Below are 15,481 nucleotides of genomic sequence, written 5' to 3' on the forward strand. Positions count from 1 at the left end.
GCAAAGGCTTTATTTTTGTTCGACCTGAACGTCTTTAAAGTAACCGCTGTTCTGCAATGTTTCAATCATATCGACGCATAAGTTTTCAAATTTAGGGTAGTCTGTTACCAGATCCTGTACGCGGACCATTTCTAAACCTGCATAACCGCATGGATTGATGGTATGGAAGCCAAATAAATCACAGTCAATATTCAGTGCTAGTCCGTGATAAGAGCGACCTTTGCGGATTTTAAAGCCGAGTGAGCCAATTTTACGCTCGTCTACATATACACCGGGTGCATCTGCTTTGGCGTATGCTTCAATGCCATATTTTTTAAGCAGATCAATCATGAGGTTTTCAGCATAGCTGACCAGAGTACGTACATTCCAGCCTAAGCGATTTAAATCAAACATGAAGTAAGCCACCAATTGACCTGGGCCATGCCAAGTGACTTGTCCACCGCGATCGCTTTGTACAACGGGGATGTCACTGTGCAATAAAATATGTTCTGGTTTGCCCGCTTGGCCCTGTGTAAGGACATCATGATGTTGCAAAATCCACAATTCATCTGGTGTGTGTTCGTCACGTTGTTCGGTCAATTGTTTCATTTCCAGAAAACGCTCTTCATAAGAGGTTAACTGAGTGTAATGACGAATGATCAGTTGTGGTTTAGCCTCAATCTCCACGATTTTAAGTCCTTAAGGAATGCATGATAAAAATCTATTATAGATAAATTGGATGGGATAGGGGACGAGAATGGACAGATTTTGTCTGTTCGTTTGGTGGGGTTTGCATAAAAAAACACGCCCGAAAGCGTGTTTTTCTTAGAGTGCTGTTTTGATCAGTGGACAAGCTGCAAGGTCTGCATAGACAGCATGTACTTGCTCAAGTTCTTCAAAACGTAGCTGTGCAGTAATTGAGTGGTATTTCCCTGTCCGTGATGGTGTTACAGTCATTTTTGCACCATCAAATTCTGGAAAATGTTTCACGAAAATTTCATTTACTGCTTGGCGTAATTCATCGCCTGCATTACCAATGAGTTTAATCGGGTAGTCCATTGGGAAGACCCAAAGATGCTCTTGTAATTCACGTGATGGAGTACGATCAGTCATGTCAGTCATAGGACACCTCAATATTAAAAATACCTGCAATGTGCAGGTATTTTGATTCATTTGCTACATGCTCTTATTATGGGGGAGCTTCCCCCATATTCAAGCCTGTATTATCCCACTGATGGGTTAGTCATTCTCAAGGAATGAACGTAAGTGTTCAGAGCGAGAAGGATGACGTAATTTACGTAATGCTTTTGCTTCAATCTGACGGATACGTTCACGTGTTACGTCAAACTGTTTACCAACTTCTTCCAAAGTGTGGTCGGTAGGCATATCAATACCAAAACGCATTTTCAAGACTTTCGCTTCACGTTCAGTCAAGTTTTCCAGTACTTCGCGTGTTGCTTCTTTTAAGCCTTCAGATGTTGCGGCATCAATTGGAGAGGTAATGTTACCATCTTCAATGAAATCACCAAGATGCGAATCTTCGTCATCGCCAATCGGCGTTTCCATAGAAATCGGCTCTTTGGCAATTTTAAGTACTTTACGTACTTTGACTTCGTCCATTTCTAGACGTTCGCCCAATTCTTCAGGTGTTGGCTCACGGCCCATTTCTTGAAGCAATTGACGAGATACACGGTTGATCTTGTTAATGGTTTCAATCATGTGCACAGGAATACGAATCGTACGTGCTTGATCGGCAATAGAACGCGTGATTGCCTGACGAATCCACCATGTTGCATAAGTCGAGAACTTATAACCACGGCGGTATTCAAACTTATCTACCGCTTTCATCAAGCCGATGTTACCTTCTTGAATCAAGTCGAGGAATTGTAGACCACGGTTGGTATACTTTTTCGCAATCGAGATTACAAGACGTAAGTTCGCTTCAACCATTTCTTTTTTAGCACGGCGTGCTTTCGCTTCGCCTACAGCCATACGTTTAGAAATTTCTTTAATTTCTTTAACGCTTAAATTAAGGTCTTTTTCAATGTCTGAGATTTTTTGCTGGAAAGCTAAAATATCAGGGCGTACTTTTTCTAAGTAGCCTTTCATTTCTGCAGGTGCTTTCGCAATTTGCTCATCTAACCATGCTTGGTTTGATTCTTGACCTGGGAATGAGGTACGGAATTGCGTACGATCCATACGACCACGACGTACTGCATAACGCATCACTTCACGTTCTGAGGTACGAATTTGTTCGTGTGTACCGCGAATCATTTCACTAATGATATCAAATAGGCGCGGTGTAAATTTAAACATCATAAACACAGAAGCTAAATCTTCGAGTGCTTGTTTGCCTTCTTTACTGTTACGACCATGTTTTTCAACCAGTAATTTGGTATTGGTCCACGCATTTTCTAGTTCAGTAAAACGTGCTTTGGCAATTTCAGGGTCTGGGCCTGAATCACCTTCAGAGTCGTCATCACTTTCAGATTCTTCGTCTTCATCATCATCATCCAATTTTACATCTTTGGTTGATTTGTTTGATGATGCATCGTCTTCGTCTAGATCTTCAGACTCATCTTCTAAAACTTCAGGAATATCATCGTCAGTTTCAGGGTCTAGGTAACCCGATAAAATATCAGCAAGGCGACGTTCACCTGCTTCATAATCTTTATATTCTTTTAAAACGACTTCAACTGCATTTGGCCAATAAGCGATTGAATTTAAAACGTCACGAATACCTTCTTCGATACGTTTTGCAATGCTAATTTCGCCTTCGCGTGTAAGGAGTTCAACTGTACCCATTTCACGCATATACATACGTACAGGGTCAGTGGTACGGCCTGGTTCATTTTCAACTGATGCAAGTACAGCAGCGGCTTCTTCTTCAGCAACTTCATCCGTTGCGTCGCTGCCACCTTCAAACATGGCATCATCAGTTTCAGGTGCACGGTCATGTACAGGAATACCAACGTCATTCAACATTTGAATGATGTCTTCAATCTGTTCGCTTTCTGTGATTGAATCCGGGAGATGATCGTTGACCTCAGCGAAAGTTAAGTAACCTTGTTCTTTGCCTCGGCTAATCAGCGCCGCTACTTGTGAAGTAGGGGAATTCATATCGCTCATCTATGCTTACTCTTCGTTGAATCTGTGACAGTAAAAAATCGTATAGTAGACTTATACGATTCATCTCAATAAAAATTTATCAATAGCTTGCTTATTCCATCAAATATTCAGTCTTATTTGAAAGACGATTCGATGGAATATTAAAAAATTAAATTCAGTAATTTAGGTGGGGCTGAAATTGTTGTTTTCAAGTTCATCCCGTACGTATTTGGTCAGATGAAATCATCTCGATATTCATAAAACTGAAAGACGCAGGGTGGATTATATCATGCCATAACTTAGGTTAAGAAAAAAGCCCAATTTACGGCTTTAACAGCTAAAAATACAAATAAAACTTGACAAGGTTCTATAACCCATATAAATAGCGCCTAGACCCCTTTAAATTTTTTCATTATGAGGTAGTTTCAGTGTCTTCGACAGATTTTGAACTAGATGATAACTACGGTGATGATGATGTTAATTTCGATGAGGCCGGCGGAAAAATTAGCGCTAAAGAATCGCTAGAAAAACGTCGCTTGATTGATGAACTTCTTGCACAACGTCGTTTAGAGCGTGAACTCAAAGATTTTGACTATGACTTTGACGATGACGACGATTTTGGCGATGAAGACGACTAAAATCAGTTTTGGCGTAGTGTTTTTAAATGCTATGCTTACACATTAAGTTTCTATGTTTGTGGATGTAAAATGAGTGCTTTAGATTTAGACCGTTTGAGCGACTATCTAGACGGCGATCAGAATGAGTTTGGTCTGGATTTTGCTGCAACTCATGGTTTTTTGTGTGCAATTGCAGTTGGCCCGCAATTTGACAAATGGTTAGAAGAACTATTTGACAATAACCATAAAAAAGTTCCTGCAGACATTATTGCTCAGGTGAAAGCTTGGTTAGAATCACTGCGTCAAAACTTAGCCAATGAAGAAGGAATTTCATTTCCTTTTGAAGTGGAAGAAGCAGACGTAGAGTCAAGCCTAGGCGACTGGAGCGTTGGTTTTGTTGATGCAATGTTCTTAAATGAAGAAGCATGGTTCGCGCCTGAATTTGAAGAACAATTAGTTGATTTGACTTTGCCAATTATGGTGTTTAGCGGTATTGATGAAGAAGATCCTCAAATGGAAACCTTCCGCCGTAATGGTCAATTAATGGATGAGCTTGCAGAAGAGATTCCAGAGAACTTAAACGAATTGTATTTGATGTATCACACACCAAACTAATTCAAATAAGTTATAAAAAAAGCACCGAGTTTGGTGCTTTTTTTATATAAGTTTGTCGTTCAGCTTATTTTGGATTTACGTTGCTTTTGCTTTTGCTTTTGTAAACCTTTGACGGCATTATTTGCCATCCAGCCAAAACTCATGGCAAGAATTAAATAATGAATAAATAAGGTAAAGCCGACTGCAACACAGATGATCCAAAGTGGTAGTGCTGTGAATAAAGTGAAAATAGCAAGCGATTTAAATACTACAAGTATAATGATGATGGTGGTGATGAGACTGATTGCAATAGAGGTTGCAAGACACCCCCAGATGAGTTGTATTTTCTCTGCTGCTTCAGGCGCTCTTTGATGGTCTTGCACGAATTTATTGGCAGTTACAAAGCCTGCAGTCATGATGCAGGCAACAGATGTACCGTTAGGTAGGTTAAAGAAATAAATAATTACTGCCATGATGGCCATAGCGATTAAATAGGTTATAGCAAAATATATAATGTATTTTTTCATCAGTTTTAGGTTCGAATGTTATTGGTATAAGGCGTCACCACAGTAGGGTGTTAAGCATTTTTTTTGTGATGAATGAGTATAAGGGATTGTTTATTCATGTAGAAGTGACATTGAGCGATTTGATATATCACTCAATTGGCTGTGCATTTATTTTTGTTGTGATGCGGCTTTTTTACGTTGCTGGCGACGGTATAAAATCCATAAGATGATCATGATGGCGATCGCAATAATCACGTAGCCAACGCGACTGAAGATTTCATGCATGAGTGCTTGGTTTTCACCAAAGTAATAGCCAACACAGGCTAAAAAGGTGGTCCAAATAATGGTGCCTAAAGCGCTGTAAAGCATGAATTTCCAAAAAGGCATTCGGCTCATGCCTGCAGGAATGCTGATCAGTGAGCGTACAGCAGGGATCATGCGACCAAAAAATACAATACGATGACCATATTGCTCAAACCAAGCCAATGCTGTTTTAACATCTTCTGTTTTAATGAATAAATATTTTCCATATTTATCAACACAGCGAAAAATATGCTCGTTATTGAACTTATAGCCCACCCAGTAGAGTACAGCGGCTGCAATCAATGAACCAATACTTCCTGCAATAATGACCCCTGTGAGCAGAAGCTGGCCCTGCGATGCGGTATAACCCGCAGAAGGCATAATGATTTCTGAGGGAATGGGCGGGAAAACATTATCTAGAAACATGAGGAAGGCGATACCCAAATAACCGAGCTGTTGCATGATGGTTAATATCCATTCGGTTAAATTCATGGGCCTTCCAAAAGTAATAGGGGTAAATAAAAGGAAAATCTCATCTGAGTATGCAAGATATTGTTCTTGTTGTGTGTTACAAAATCATGAAATTTGTGTTTAAGGCAGACTTAGAGCATGTACTTGCCATTTAAGGAACAATAAAAAACCCTCCTGAGGAGGGTTTTTCAAGCTGTTAGTTCAATACAACTTAGAGGCGTTTACGTTTAGCCGCTAAAATTTGTGATTGACGCATACGGAAGCCTTCTTTTTGCTTATCGGTTGTTTTGTCGATGCAGTAGACACAAGATACACCATGCTCGTAGCTAGGAAGTTCAACTTCCGCAGGAACAAGTGGCCAACCACATGCGTGACATTTAATGTTTGCGCCTTCTTCCATGCCATGTGTTACTGCGGTACGGCCGTCAAATACGAAACATTCACCTTCCCACATGCTTTCGTCAGCTGGGGTTTCTTCTAGGTATTTAAGAATACCGCCTTTGAGGTGATAAACTTCATTGAAGCCTTCTTGAAGAAGCAATGATGTTGATTTTTCACAGCGAATACCGCCTGTACAGAACATCGCAATTTTTTTATCTTTGTGTTGTTCCAACTCTTTTTTTACGTAGTCTGGAAATTCACGGAAAGTTTCTGTTTGTGGGTCAATCGCGCCTTTAAACGTACCCGCTTTGTATTCATAGTCATTACGTGTATCAATTAAAATCACGTCATCACGCGCAATCAGCTCATTCCATTCTTTCGGGTCTAAGTAATGGCCTACTAGATCACGTGGTTTTACTTCTACACCTAAAGTGACAATTTCTTTTTTGAGTTTAATTTTCATTTTACGGAAAGGTTTTTCCGAACTGTGAGACTCTTTATATTCCATAGACGTAAAGCCTTCGTCTAAAAGAAATTGGTGTACAGCGTCAACTGCAACGCGGTCGCCCGCAACAGTGCCGTTAATACCTTCGTCTGCCACAATAAGAGTACCACACAAATTGATTGAGCCGACTAAGTTCAATAGGCGTTCTTTTAACGCAGCTGCGTCTTGAACTTCTTTAAATTGATATAGCGCGGCAACAACCCAACCTGTGGTCGCTTGCTGTTCTACAGGTGCAAGCTGTTCTACAGTAGCGTTCATGGAGTACTCCAAAATAGAAAAATAAAAAAACAGGAATTTCGAAAGGCACATATTTTAACGTGTATTGATGGAATATGCGAGTAAAACAGTACATGCAGATGACTTCTATTCATGTGCAACTGCGTGTATATTCGGGGCCTCACGTTGTGTTTTGTTTTAATAGCAACAGCAGAATTTTAGGAGTTTGTTTTGAGTAATGACCGTCGAATTGCTTCACTTACGCCATGTGCAGGGCGTTGTTCAACGGTATTTGGTGATGCAGTGTGTCGTGGCTGTCGCCGATTCAATCATGAAGTTATTCAGTGGAATACTTATAATCCAGTACAACAAACCGCTGTGTGGAAGCGCCTAGATGCACAGTTAGATCAAATTTTAGTGCCCATGCTGCCCTTTGCAGATCTTCGTCATGTTGAAGGTTTTGTTTTGTCTAAGCGTGTGCGTCTGCGTCCAGATGCGAGTAAAGGGCGTAAGTTGTACCATGCCTTAAAATTGTGTGAAAAAAACCGTCATTTTACCGATGATAGTGGACTTGGTATTCACTACAAACAAGTGCGCCCATTGTGGGAAGAATTCGAGCGTCGCGTGTTGGCACTTGCGACAGCCAGTTATGATTTTGCCTTTTTGCGAGCAGATGGCATTAGTCATCATTTACTGAAAGGATATGAAGAAGAGGACGAATAGTCCTCTTTTTATTTAATGAGGGAATATAAGCTGATCTTGGTATACAAATATGAACTACTCTGAATATTTTTTATATTGCGTGGCTGTGATTGTGATGATTGCAACGCCTGGCCCAGTCATGCTTTTGGTGGCAAGTGCTGGTTTAAAAGGTGGATATAAAAAAGCCCTACAAACGATTTTTGGCACGAATTTGGCCTCATTGGTTCTTATTGTATTTTCTGTATTGATTTTAAAAGGTGCGTTGAATATCAATGAGCAATGGCTCAATGCAATTAAGGTGCTGGGATGTATCTATATTGCTTATATTGGTCTACAGGTTTTAAAAGAAGCACGTGAAGCTCAGCCTGAGCAAAGTCAGGTGGTACTCCCAGATACGCAAGGTGGCTTTAAGCAAGGCTTGCTGGTGGGTATTTCTAATCCTAAAGATATTATTTTCTTTGCATCTTTCTTTCCGCAATTTACAGGTATTACAGCGGATTTAAATTTGAGCCTGAGTATTTTAACCATCAGTTGGATTATTCTAGATTTTGCTACGTTGTCTTTAGTTTATTTAGCTTTTAATCGTTTATCGCGCTCAGCAGTCTATCCAAAATTATTGGGAATCTGTGGCGCGGTATTGGTAGTGGTGGCCTTATACGGCATTTACAGTGCTTTATTTTGAAGGCTGAGCCATCAGTAAATGGATTAATTGAAAGATCAGCGTTTTTTGTTGGTTGCAGGTTTGGGTATTAAAACCATCGACCAGTACAGTACTAATGAGTCCTTCAAGCTGAAGATAAAACAAGGCACTTATTTTCTGCTGCTGAGGAAGGCAGGCAGTTTTGCTTTGAATTAAATCACGGATCCATTGTTTATGTGCCTGAGAAATGGCAAGTATATCTGTGTCTGCAGCATTTGATTCACCCACAGCTCGAACAAATAGACAGCCTTTGAAATGATCTGCTTGAAACCAGTGGATATGCCAGTCATAAATTTTTTCTAAAGCCTCTAGACCTTCAAACTCTTGAACGGCTGTCAGTAAGCTTTGCCTAAAGCGTTCATCTCGCGCTTGCAAAACGCTGTAAACCAGCTGGTGCTTATTTTTAAAATAGGTATACAGCGTAGTTTTAGAACAGCCTGATTCATCTCGAATCAGATCGACACCAACAGCACTAAAACTTTGCTGATTAAACAGCTGTTCTGCAGTATTTAAAATTTTCTGTGCTGATTTAGACATCGCGGTTTTACCTCATCTGAAATAGCATATTTACAAATAGTACAGATCTGTACTATTTTAATTATAGCGCGCGCTGTATCTAATATCAATCAAGAGGAAATCAGCATGAATATATTCGCGGGTAAAGAGAAACTAGCACCTCGACCATCAGGGCGGGCCTTGCTGCGTGGATTTTGTGGGGGAACGCTCAGTATCTTTATTTTGTTGCTGATTGGGCAGTATTCACATCATGCATGGATCATGGCACCTTTTGGTGCGAGCTGTGTACTGTTGTACGCTGCAGCGCAGTCGCCATTGGCCCAGCCACGCAATCTTATTTTTGGTCATGTCATTTCTGCGACAATCGGTTTATTTTTTGCTTTATATCTTCCTATTAATATTTTCACAATTGCAATTGCGGTAGGCCTTGCTATTGTTGGTATGCAATATCTACGCTGTGTGCATCCGCCCGCGGGAGCGAATCCATTGGTTATTTTATTAACTGCGAGTACAACCGCTTATGATTGGAGTTTTTTGCTTTTTCCAGTGCTTTCGGGCGCGGTGAGTTTGGTATTGGTTGCTTATGCTGTAAACAATATTGGCAAAGGAGCAGTGTGGCCTGAATATGGTTTAGGCTTGATGAAAAAGTAGGAAAATAAATTTTGATCTAAAGCTGATCTTGCATATCCATAAAAAATCCCAGCAGGAGAGTTCCAACTGGGATGCATTTTAAACTGCGTATGAATTATAGATTGTGTGCTTGACGATACTGTACCAGTTCTTCAATGTTAATGAGCGTGAGCTTGTGCTCATTCGCATAATCTAAGACTTGCTTGCCTGAGGCCATACTGCCATCTGGATTTGTGACCTCGCAGAGTACACCTGCGGGCTGAAGACCTGCTAAACGGGCTAGATCAATAGAGGCTTCAGTATGACCACGGCGGCTAAGTACGCCACCATCACGTGCACGTAAAGGAAATACATGTCCTGGGCGGTTTAAATCACTTGCTACAGCACCTGTTTTAATTGCTGCATGAATGGTGGTCGTGCGGTCTTGTGCAGAAACACCTGTGGTAACCCCTTGAGCAGCTTCAATTGTGACAGTGAATGCTGTTTTGAATTGGCTAGAGTTGTTTTGCACCATAGGTGGAAGTTCAAGGTGATCTGCGAGTGCATTGGTGAGCGTAAAGCATACAATTCCAGATCCATCACGTATCATACGTGCCATGGTTTCGACATTCAGTGTTTCAGCTGCAACGATAAGATCGGCTTCATTTTCACGGTCAAAATCATCCATGACTAAAACAGGTTTGCCTTGACGAATATCTTCCAGTGCTTGTAAAACACGCTGTTCTGATGGGGGAAGGGCTCTAAAGAAAATTTCGGGTTGAATTAAATTAGACATTGAAACGCTCGCGTAAGTTTTAAGGTACGGTTGAACATTTCAGGACATGTGAAATAGTGTGGCGTTACGGCATAGCTTGAAAATAGCAAGCCATTAAAATGTGACGTCGTCTTCTTTCATCCGGACTATACCGTCGGCTTTGGAATCTCACCAAATCTGCCATCTCATGCAATGAGATCGGCTCGTGGGCTATGGGGGATTAATATCCAACCAATTACCACCGGTGGGGAATTACACCCCGCCCTGAAGCGATGTCATTTGATTATAAGCCGATTGCGCATAAAGGCCAGCTTTTCTATATGACTAGTCAAGCTATACATATTCAAAATATGGGAAAGTCTTTTGTGAAGCTAGGTTTATAGTGCTTTATCACTGGTATTATTGGGTGTGTCGCTTTAAGCTTTAGCATTAAAATATAGCGTGCTATGCACGTTATTTACGTATGATAAAAATAAAAATGTATATGTAGCACTGAGCTTTTACGGGCCCCAAGATAAAGAAGAAAAGGGTTAAAACAGAAATTATGGAAAATTTACTGAATCGGCAGAGTTTTCAGCATCATTTAGTTGCAATTGGTTTTGGCTTATTGGGCGTGAGCATCCTGTACTTAATTGCAGCCAATTGGTGGATGCTACCTCAGATTATACAACTGGCTTTACCACAAGTATTACTGTTGATTATTGCCGTACTGAGTGTGTATTTTTCTCGTGCGTCTGAAGCGGTGATACAAACATTACACGCTTTGTGTGGGTTAATGCTCGGTTTGTCTCTTGCTGTGATTGGGCAGGTGTATCAAACAGGAGCAAACAGTTATTTGTTATTTCTGTTGTGGTCTATTTTGTTGCTTCCTTGGTTGTATCGGCAGAATGCAGGGATTTTTATTTTATTGGGTTTGACTGGTTTTTTAGCACTTTACTTGGCCTCGGTGCAGTTGGGTTTTCATGATTGGCAGAGTATTGTGTTATTGCAAATTTGGTGGTGTGGCATGTGGTTGCTGGCTTATTGGCAATATCATGCTTTAGAAAAATATACTTTGCTTTGGATTGTGATCTTATCTGTAGTGAGCATGGTTGGCTTTTTCTATGCAGACCACCTAAGTGCTGCCGTTTTATTGATCAGTGCTTTTGTGCCACTTTCTTTGCTGGCTTGGCAAAGCTACCGCAAGCAAGATACCTTGGCTGTGAGCTTGCTCAGTGCAGGCATAGGTATCAATATTTTAATGTGGGTAGCGTATGGGCTGATTGATCAATTAAATTTAGGTACCTTCGGGTTTTTAATTTTGGTCATTTTGAGTCTTGGAATTTTTTATTTAATTACACGATTTATATTGCAGGTCTTACCAAAATCTTATGTGAGTACTATTCCCTTGGGGATTGGCGCATGGTTAGCAGGCATATTTCTCTCGGCCTTTATTTTTGGCATGGTGCGCTCCGCATGGGGTGCATTGCTGTGTGGCGCTATTGCGTATGTGGTAGTAGTTTTTCAATTCAGAAAGGGAGAGCAAATAGGCCATCATTTTAAAAATCAATTACTGTATTGCTTACTGATTTTTTCACAAGTTGGCATGTATGGTGGGGTACTTGGGCTGACAAAAAATCCTGTGTGGGCAATGCTAGTAATGCCTCCATTGATTATGGTTAGTTATGTATTACGTCTACGCGCTTGGTTGCTGTGGTTACAGTTGATTTCTTTTTATTCGATGTTATTGCTGTGTTTGAACTTCGCAGTTTATGAATGGCAGATGGGGCAGGAGCTGTTTAGTTGGCTTTGGTATGCCTTGCATTATGTTGTATATAGTTTGGTCGTGGTTGGTTTATTTGTTTTAGATCAAAAATATCAGCGTAGTTTATTGTTTTGGGGTTTAGCAATTTTATTAATTGGCCCAGCATCACTCATGATGGGGCGTGACTTGTTTGCCCCATCAGGCAGTTTAATTACTGTTGAGTGGTGGGCTAAGCTGATCTTTGTAAGTCTATGGTGGCTTGCATTTGCCTATATATATCAACACTTTTGTTCGCAACGATTTACGATTTTTCAGTGGGCGCTGTGGGGGATATTTTCCATAGTTTTATTGGCTTTAGGGTATTTTGAAATTTTTCTGTGCATGTTGATGCTGGCATGGGCGTTGGAGCGCAAAGATCGGCTGATCTATGCATGCAGTATTGTCGTACTATGTCTATTGCTTACTCATTTATATTATTTCTTAGGGCTGAGCTTTTTGGTGAAAAGTCTGAGCATTTTTATTTCTGGTCTCGCTGTATTGTTATTGGCTTATTTGGTGCGCCGTAATCAGTTGCCAAATACTCAGCAGGAGCAGATATGAAAAAAATAATTCCGATCTTGTTGACCATCTTAAGTCTGATTTTATTTGAAACCTTAATTGCAAAGAATGAGCAACATTTAGCAACAGGTCAAAGCATTTATGTTTCTTTGGCACCAGCTGACCCGCGTGCATTGCTTCAAGGGGATTATATGGCGCTCCGTTATAACTTAAATTTTGTGGGTGCTATAGTGCAAGCCCCCTGGGGTGCATTGCCTTTGGCTTATGTGCTGGTTGACTCACAAGGGCGTGTTTTAAAAACCAGCTTTAAACAAGATATATTGCTGGGGCAGGGCCGTGTTTATCCTTTACAGCTCAAAATGGGGCATGGTGAGCGCCCATTTCCAGCATCAGACAGCTACTTTTTTGCAGAGGGTTTAGCAGGTTGTTATGAACAAGCACGGTTCGCCTTATTTAAAGTGTCGGCTGAGGGTAAACCATTACTGGCGGATTTGGTGAATGAGCAATTGCAACCACTGCATTGTGAAGCACAACAAAAATGGCAAGAGGGTACTGAAAAACCAGTGAGTTAAATAAAATTAATGGTTTTTTTTGAGTCGTTGTGAGCAAGCGTGATGCAATTAATTATGAGTGTTTAGGTATAAAAAAACCCGCAGTTTACGGGTTTTTTAAAATCTTGGACTTTTAAGCCACTTGAACTGGAATACAGTTAGCTGTGTGGTTTACAGTATTGTTTGGGTTTGCATATACCAAACGAGGTTTATGAGCATTTGCTTCAGCTTCAGTGAAATCACCAAATGTTGCAATAATCATTAGGTCGCCAACGTCAGCTTGAAGTGCTGCACCACCATTGACAGAAATGATGCCTGAACCTTCTTCGCCACGAATTGCATACGTTGTAAAACGCTTACCATTAGTCACGTTCCACATGTGAATTTCTTCATATTCGCGGATACCGGCTAAATCCAAAAGAATGCCATCGATCGCACAAGAACCTTCATAATGTAATTCTGCTTGTGTTACGACACAACGGTGGATTTTTGCTTTTAATAAACGAGATAGCATGGCTAGCGTCTCCTTAGTGGACCTAAGATTTTGATCTTATGGTTAAATCAGTTTTCTACTTACAGATTACGTTCAGCAAGCAAGCGCATTTTGCTCTGAAATGAGCAACATGGCAAGAAACATTGTTCAACAATTTATGGATTGATCAGTTCTATTTGTAAGCATTGATTTGGTTCATGGCTTGTTGTATGTCTCCGTTTATCAGTAGTTTGCTACGTGATAAAGCATGAGCAATAGCATCATCCATTAAACCTTGTTCACTGCTAGGGGCTTTACCCAATACATGTCCAGATACACGGTCTTTAGAACCTGGGTGACCAATACCAATGCGTAAGCGATGGAAATTAGGACCTGTATGCGGAACGATATCACGTAAACCATTATGACCACCGTGACCACCACCTGTTTTAAGGCGAATGACACCTGGGTTCATGTCCAGTTCATCGTGTGCAATGAGCATTGCTTCAGGAGCAATTTGATAGAATTTTGCGAAGGGAACAACACTTTTACCAGAAAGGTTCATAAAGGTTGTAGGTAATAACAGACGAACGTCCTGACCTTCAATATTACCGCGACCACTAATTCCGTGAAATTTTGGGTCTGCTTTGAGCGAGATACCATAAGCTTCGGCTAAACGTTCTACGAACCAAAAGCCAGCATTATGGCGGGTTTGGGCATACTCAGAACCTGGGTTACCCAAACCTACAATCAGTGAAATATTTGACACTAATTTACACCATTAACACTTATGCGCGTTTGAAGTCAGCGTGCATAGGAGTGTTTTTAGACGGGTGACGTTGTAAAGCTTGGATTTTAACGCTTTCAACTTTACCGTCGATGTTGATTTCTACAGTTTCTTCAAAGAAAGCTTTGTTTTCTAAAGCTTTAACAAGCTCACGAAGCTCTAAAGTTACTGCTACAGGAGCTGCTTCGCCACCGTAGATGATTGCTGGAACTTTAGCTTGAAGACGAAGGCGGCGGCTCGAACCTTTCCCTTGTACTGCTTCTTCACGTGCTACTGCATTTAATACGAAGTTTGCCATGATAGACATCCTTAATTTAAGTTTAATTGACTAGACCTTCGACCAGTCTAGTGAGTAAAAGCCCCGCCAAAAGGCAGGGCTTAGGAATTCAGCGCTATATTATAGATAAGAATCAAACATTGCGCTAATAGATTCTTCGTTGTTAATACGACGAATCGTTTCAGCAACCATACTTGCTACTGAAACTTGACGAATCTTGCCAAGAGCTAAAGCTTCTTCTGAAAGAGGAATTGTGTCAGTAACAACAAGTTCATCAATAACAGAGTTCTTTAAGTTCTCAATTGCTTTACCAGACAATACTGGGTGAGTTGCGTATGCAACAACTTTACGCGCACCAAAAGTTTTTAATGCGTCAGCTGCTTTACACAAAGTACCCGCTGTATCTACCATGTCATCAACAATGACACAGTCACGGCCTTTTACATCACCAATCAAATGCATCACTTGTGATTCATTTGCTTTTTGGCGACGTTTATCGATGATTGCAAGATCGATATCACCCATTTGTTTAGCAACAGCACGCGCACGTACTACACCACCAACGTCAGGAGATACAACCATAAGGTTGTCATGTGACTGTTGACGAAGATCAGCTAAAAGAGCAGGTGTACCGTAGATGTTGTCTACAGGAATATCGAAGAAACCTTGGATTTGGTCTGCGTGAAGATCGATCATCACAACACGGTCAATACCTACAGTAGTGAGCATATCTGCTACAACTTTAGCAGTAATAGGCACACGGCTTGAACGAGGACGACGGTCTTGACGAGCATAACCAAAGTAAGGGATTACAGCAGTGATACGGCCAGCGCTCGCACGGCGTAAAGCGTCTGCCATAACCAAGACTTCCATAAGGTTGTCATTTGTTGGGGCACACGTAGGCTGTACGATAAATACGTCTTTACCACGAACATTCTCAGTGATTTCTACAGCAATTTCACCATCAGAAAAGGTAGAAACGGCAGCAGCACCTAGAGGAATATGTAAATGGCTTACGACTTTTTGAGCGAATTGTGGATGCGCAGTTCCACTAAAAACGACAAGATTGGGCATGAAGCACCCTTGGCGGTTGATATATAGGGAAAATAG

At 40.9% G+C, this 15,481-nt stretch carries 19 protein-coding genes and 1 riboswitch; of the genes, 7 read left to right on the top strand and 12 right to left on the bottom strand.

Going from position 1 to position 15,481, the window contains the following annotated elements:
• Positions 1–9: 9 nt before the first annotated feature.
• The 3 genes from lipB to rpoD form a co-directional block, all read right to left on the bottom strand.
• A complete protein-coding gene (gene lipB, locus HYG93_RS06020; protein WP_372658680.1) occupies positions 10–660 on the bottom strand; it encodes a lipoyl(octanoyl) transferase LipB in 651 nt (216 codons plus the stop codon).
• Positions 661–804: 144 nt separating this feature from the next.
• Positions 805–1,092 carry a YbeD family protein gene (locus HYG93_RS06025; protein ID WP_106984557.1) on the bottom strand — a complete coding sequence of 96 codons (288 nt, stop codon included), beginning with the start codon at positions 1,090–1,092 and terminating at the stop codon, positions 805–807.
• 126 nt (positions 1,093–1,218) lie between these two features.
• Positions 1,219–3,108: an RNA polymerase sigma factor RpoD gene (gene rpoD, locus HYG93_RS06030; protein ID WP_106984503.1), complete on the bottom strand. Its 1,890-nt coding sequence runs from the start codon at positions 3,106–3,108 to the stop codon at positions 1,219–1,221.
• Between the two features lie 407 nt (positions 3,109–3,515).
• Here rpoD and HYG93_RS06035 point away from each other — a divergent pair, with 407 nt between their 5' ends.
• Entirely contained in the window at positions 3,516–3,725 is a 210-nt protein-coding gene (locus HYG93_RS06035) for a PA3496 family putative envelope integrity protein (RefSeq protein ID WP_106984504.1), read from the top strand.
• A gap of 69 nt (positions 3,726–3,794) precedes the next feature.
• A complete protein-coding gene (locus HYG93_RS06040; protein ID WP_106984505.1) occupies positions 3,795–4,319 on the top strand; it encodes a YecA family protein in 525 nt (174 codons plus the stop codon).
• 59 nt (positions 4,320–4,378) lie between these two features.
• Here the strand turns inward: HYG93_RS06040 and HYG93_RS06045 are convergent, their stop codons facing one another.
• The 3 genes from HYG93_RS06045 to HYG93_RS06055 form a co-directional block, all read right to left on the bottom strand.
• Positions 4,379–4,825, bottom strand: a complete 447-nt coding sequence (locus HYG93_RS06045; protein WP_218646781.1) for an ABZJ_00895 family protein — start codon at positions 4,823–4,825, stop codon at positions 4,379–4,381.
• A gap of 147 nt (positions 4,826–4,972) precedes the next feature.
• Positions 4,973–5,599, bottom strand: coding sequence for a DedA family protein (locus HYG93_RS06050; protein ID WP_106984507.1), 627 nt, complete (start codon positions 5,597–5,599; stop codon positions 4,973–4,975).
• 190 nt (positions 5,600–5,789) lie between these two features.
• Positions 5,790–6,722 (bottom strand): rhodanese-related sulfurtransferase, encoded by a 933-nt coding sequence (locus HYG93_RS06055; RefSeq protein WP_106984508.1) that lies wholly within the window; start codon positions 6,720–6,722, stop codon positions 5,790–5,792.
• A 189-nt stretch (positions 6,723–6,911) separates the two neighbouring features.
• Here HYG93_RS06055 and HYG93_RS06060 point away from each other — a divergent pair, with 189 nt between their 5' ends.
• Positions 6,912–7,403, top strand: a complete 492-nt coding sequence (locus HYG93_RS06060; protein ID WP_106984509.1) for a DUF1289 domain-containing protein — start codon at positions 6,912–6,914, stop codon at positions 7,401–7,403.
• 49 nt (positions 7,404–7,452) lie between these two features.
• A complete protein-coding gene (locus HYG93_RS06065; protein WP_117006486.1) occupies positions 7,453–8,064 on the top strand; it encodes a LysE family translocator in 612 nt (203 codons plus the stop codon).
• Here the strand turns inward: HYG93_RS06065 and HYG93_RS06070 are convergent.
• Positions 8,056–8,619: a TetR/AcrR family transcriptional regulator gene (locus HYG93_RS06070; protein ID WP_178962064.1), complete on the bottom strand. Its 564-nt coding sequence runs from the start codon at positions 8,617–8,619 to the stop codon at positions 8,056–8,058. The two genes, HYG93_RS06065 and HYG93_RS06070, sit on opposite strands and share 9 nt — an antisense overlap.
• A 105-nt stretch (positions 8,620–8,724) precedes the next feature.
• On the opposite strand from HYG93_RS06070, the gene HYG93_RS06075 reads away from it, so the two are divergent.
• Positions 8,725–9,249: an HPP family protein gene (locus tag HYG93_RS06075; RefSeq protein ID WP_117006488.1), complete on the top strand. Its 525-nt coding sequence runs from the start codon at positions 8,725–8,727 to the stop codon at positions 9,247–9,249.
• A 94-nt stretch (positions 9,250–9,343) separates the two neighbouring features.
• Here HYG93_RS06075 and ribB read toward each other — a convergent pair whose 3' ends face one another.
• Positions 9,344–10,003: a 3,4-dihydroxy-2-butanone-4-phosphate synthase gene (gene ribB / locus HYG93_RS06080; RefSeq protein WP_120363790.1), complete on the bottom strand. Its 660-nt coding sequence runs from the start codon at positions 10,001–10,003 to the stop codon at positions 9,344–9,346.
• A gap of 104 nt (positions 10,004–10,107) precedes the next feature.
• Positions 10,108–10,257, bottom strand: a riboswitch (FMN riboswitch).
• Positions 10,258–10,526: 269 nt separating this feature from the next.
• On the opposite strand from ribB, the gene HYG93_RS06085 reads away from it, so the two are divergent.
• A complete protein-coding gene (locus HYG93_RS06085) occupies positions 10,527–12,326 on the top strand; it encodes a DUF2157 domain-containing protein (protein ID WP_178962065.1) in 1,800 nt (599 codons plus the stop codon).
• Positions 12,323–12,856: a GDYXXLXY domain-containing protein gene (locus tag HYG93_RS06090; protein WP_117006490.1), complete on the top strand. Its 534-nt coding sequence runs from the start codon at positions 12,323–12,325 to the stop codon at positions 12,854–12,856. Before HYG93_RS06085 ends, HYG93_RS06090 begins: the two co-directional genes overlap by 4 nt.
• Positions 12,857–12,968: 112 nt before the next feature.
• Here the strand turns inward: HYG93_RS06090 and panD are convergent, their stop codons facing one another.
• The 4 genes from panD to HYG93_RS06110 all read right to left on the bottom strand — a co-directional run bounded on the left by panD (position 12,969) and on the right by HYG93_RS06110 (position 15,445).
• A complete protein-coding gene (gene panD / locus HYG93_RS06095; RefSeq protein ID WP_067668515.1) occupies positions 12,969–13,349 on the bottom strand; it encodes an aspartate 1-decarboxylase in 381 nt (126 codons plus the stop codon).
• 151 nt (positions 13,350–13,500) lie between these two features.
• A complete protein-coding gene (pth, locus tag HYG93_RS06100) occupies positions 13,501–14,076 on the bottom strand; it encodes an aminoacyl-tRNA hydrolase (protein WP_106984516.1) in 576 nt (191 codons plus the stop codon).
• Between the two features lie 19 nt (positions 14,077–14,095).
• Positions 14,096–14,392 carry a 50S ribosomal protein L25 gene (rplY, locus tag HYG93_RS06105; protein ID WP_106984517.1) on the bottom strand — a complete coding sequence of 99 codons (297 nt, stop codon included), beginning with the start codon at positions 14,390–14,392 and terminating at the stop codon, positions 14,096–14,098.
• Between the two features lie 99 nt (positions 14,393–14,491).
• Positions 14,492–15,445 carry a ribose-phosphate pyrophosphokinase gene (locus tag HYG93_RS06110; RefSeq protein ID WP_106984518.1) on the bottom strand — a complete coding sequence of 318 codons (954 nt, stop codon included), beginning with the start codon at positions 15,443–15,445 and terminating at the stop codon, positions 14,492–14,494.
• Between the last annotated feature and the right edge of the window lie 36 nt (positions 15,446–15,481).

Source organism: Acinetobacter sp. SwsAc6 (assembly GCF_013391565.1).
GTDB classification, from domain to species: Bacteria; Pseudomonadota; Gammaproteobacteria; order Pseudomonadales; family Moraxellaceae; genus Acinetobacter; species Acinetobacter cumulans.

Bases quoted from the DNA above. Each gene is read 5' to 3' on its own strand.
- HYG93_RS06025 (WP_106984557.1), bottom strand. From the start codon at position 1,092: ATGACTGATCGTACTCCATCACGTGAATTACAAGAGCATCTTTGGGTC.
- rpoD (WP_106984503.1), bottom strand. From the start codon at position 3,108: ATGAGCGATATGAATTCCCCTACTTCACAAGTAGCGGCGCTGATTAGC.
- HYG93_RS06040 (WP_106984505.1), top strand. From the start codon at position 3,795: ATGAGTGCTTTAGATTTAGACCGTTTGAGCGACTATCTAGACGGCGAT.
- HYG93_RS06045 (WP_218646781.1), bottom strand. From the start codon at position 4,825: ATGAAAAAATACATTATATATTTTGCTATAACCTATTTAATCGCTATG.
- HYG93_RS06050 (WP_106984507.1), bottom strand. From the start codon at position 5,599: ATGAATTTAACCGAATGGATATTAACCATCATGCAACAGCTCGGTTAT.
- HYG93_RS06055 (WP_106984508.1), bottom strand. From the start codon at position 6,722: ATGAACGCTACTGTAGAACAGCTTGCACCTGTAGAACAGCAAGCGACC.
- HYG93_RS06065 (WP_117006486.1), top strand. From the start codon at position 7,453: ATGAACTACTCTGAATATTTTTTATATTGCGTGGCTGTGATTGTGATG.
- HYG93_RS06070 (WP_178962064.1), bottom strand. From the start codon at position 8,619: ATGTCTAAATCAGCACAGAAAATTTTAAATACTGCAGAACAGCTGTTT.
- HYG93_RS06075 (WP_117006488.1), top strand. From the start codon at position 8,725: ATGAATATATTCGCGGGTAAAGAGAAACTAGCACCTCGACCATCAGGG.
- ribB (WP_120363790.1), bottom strand. From the start codon at position 10,003: ATGTCTAATTTAATTCAACCCGAAATTTTCTTTAGAGCCCTTCCCCCA.
- HYG93_RS06085 (WP_178962065.1), top strand. From the start codon at position 10,527: ATGGAAAATTTACTGAATCGGCAGAGTTTTCAGCATCATTTAGTTGCA.
- HYG93_RS06090 (WP_117006490.1), top strand. From the start codon at position 12,323: ATGAAAAAAATAATTCCGATCTTGTTGACCATCTTAAGTCTGATTTTA.
- panD (WP_067668515.1), bottom strand. From the start codon at position 13,349: ATGCTATCTCGTTTATTAAAAGCAAAAATCCACCGTTGTGTCGTAACA.
- rplY (WP_106984517.1), bottom strand. From the start codon at position 14,392: ATGGCAAACTTCGTATTAAATGCAGTAGCACGTGAAGAAGCAGTACAA.
- HYG93_RS06110 (WP_106984518.1), bottom strand. From the start codon at position 15,445: ATGCCCAATCTTGTCGTTTTTAGTGGAACTGCGCATCCACAATTCGCT.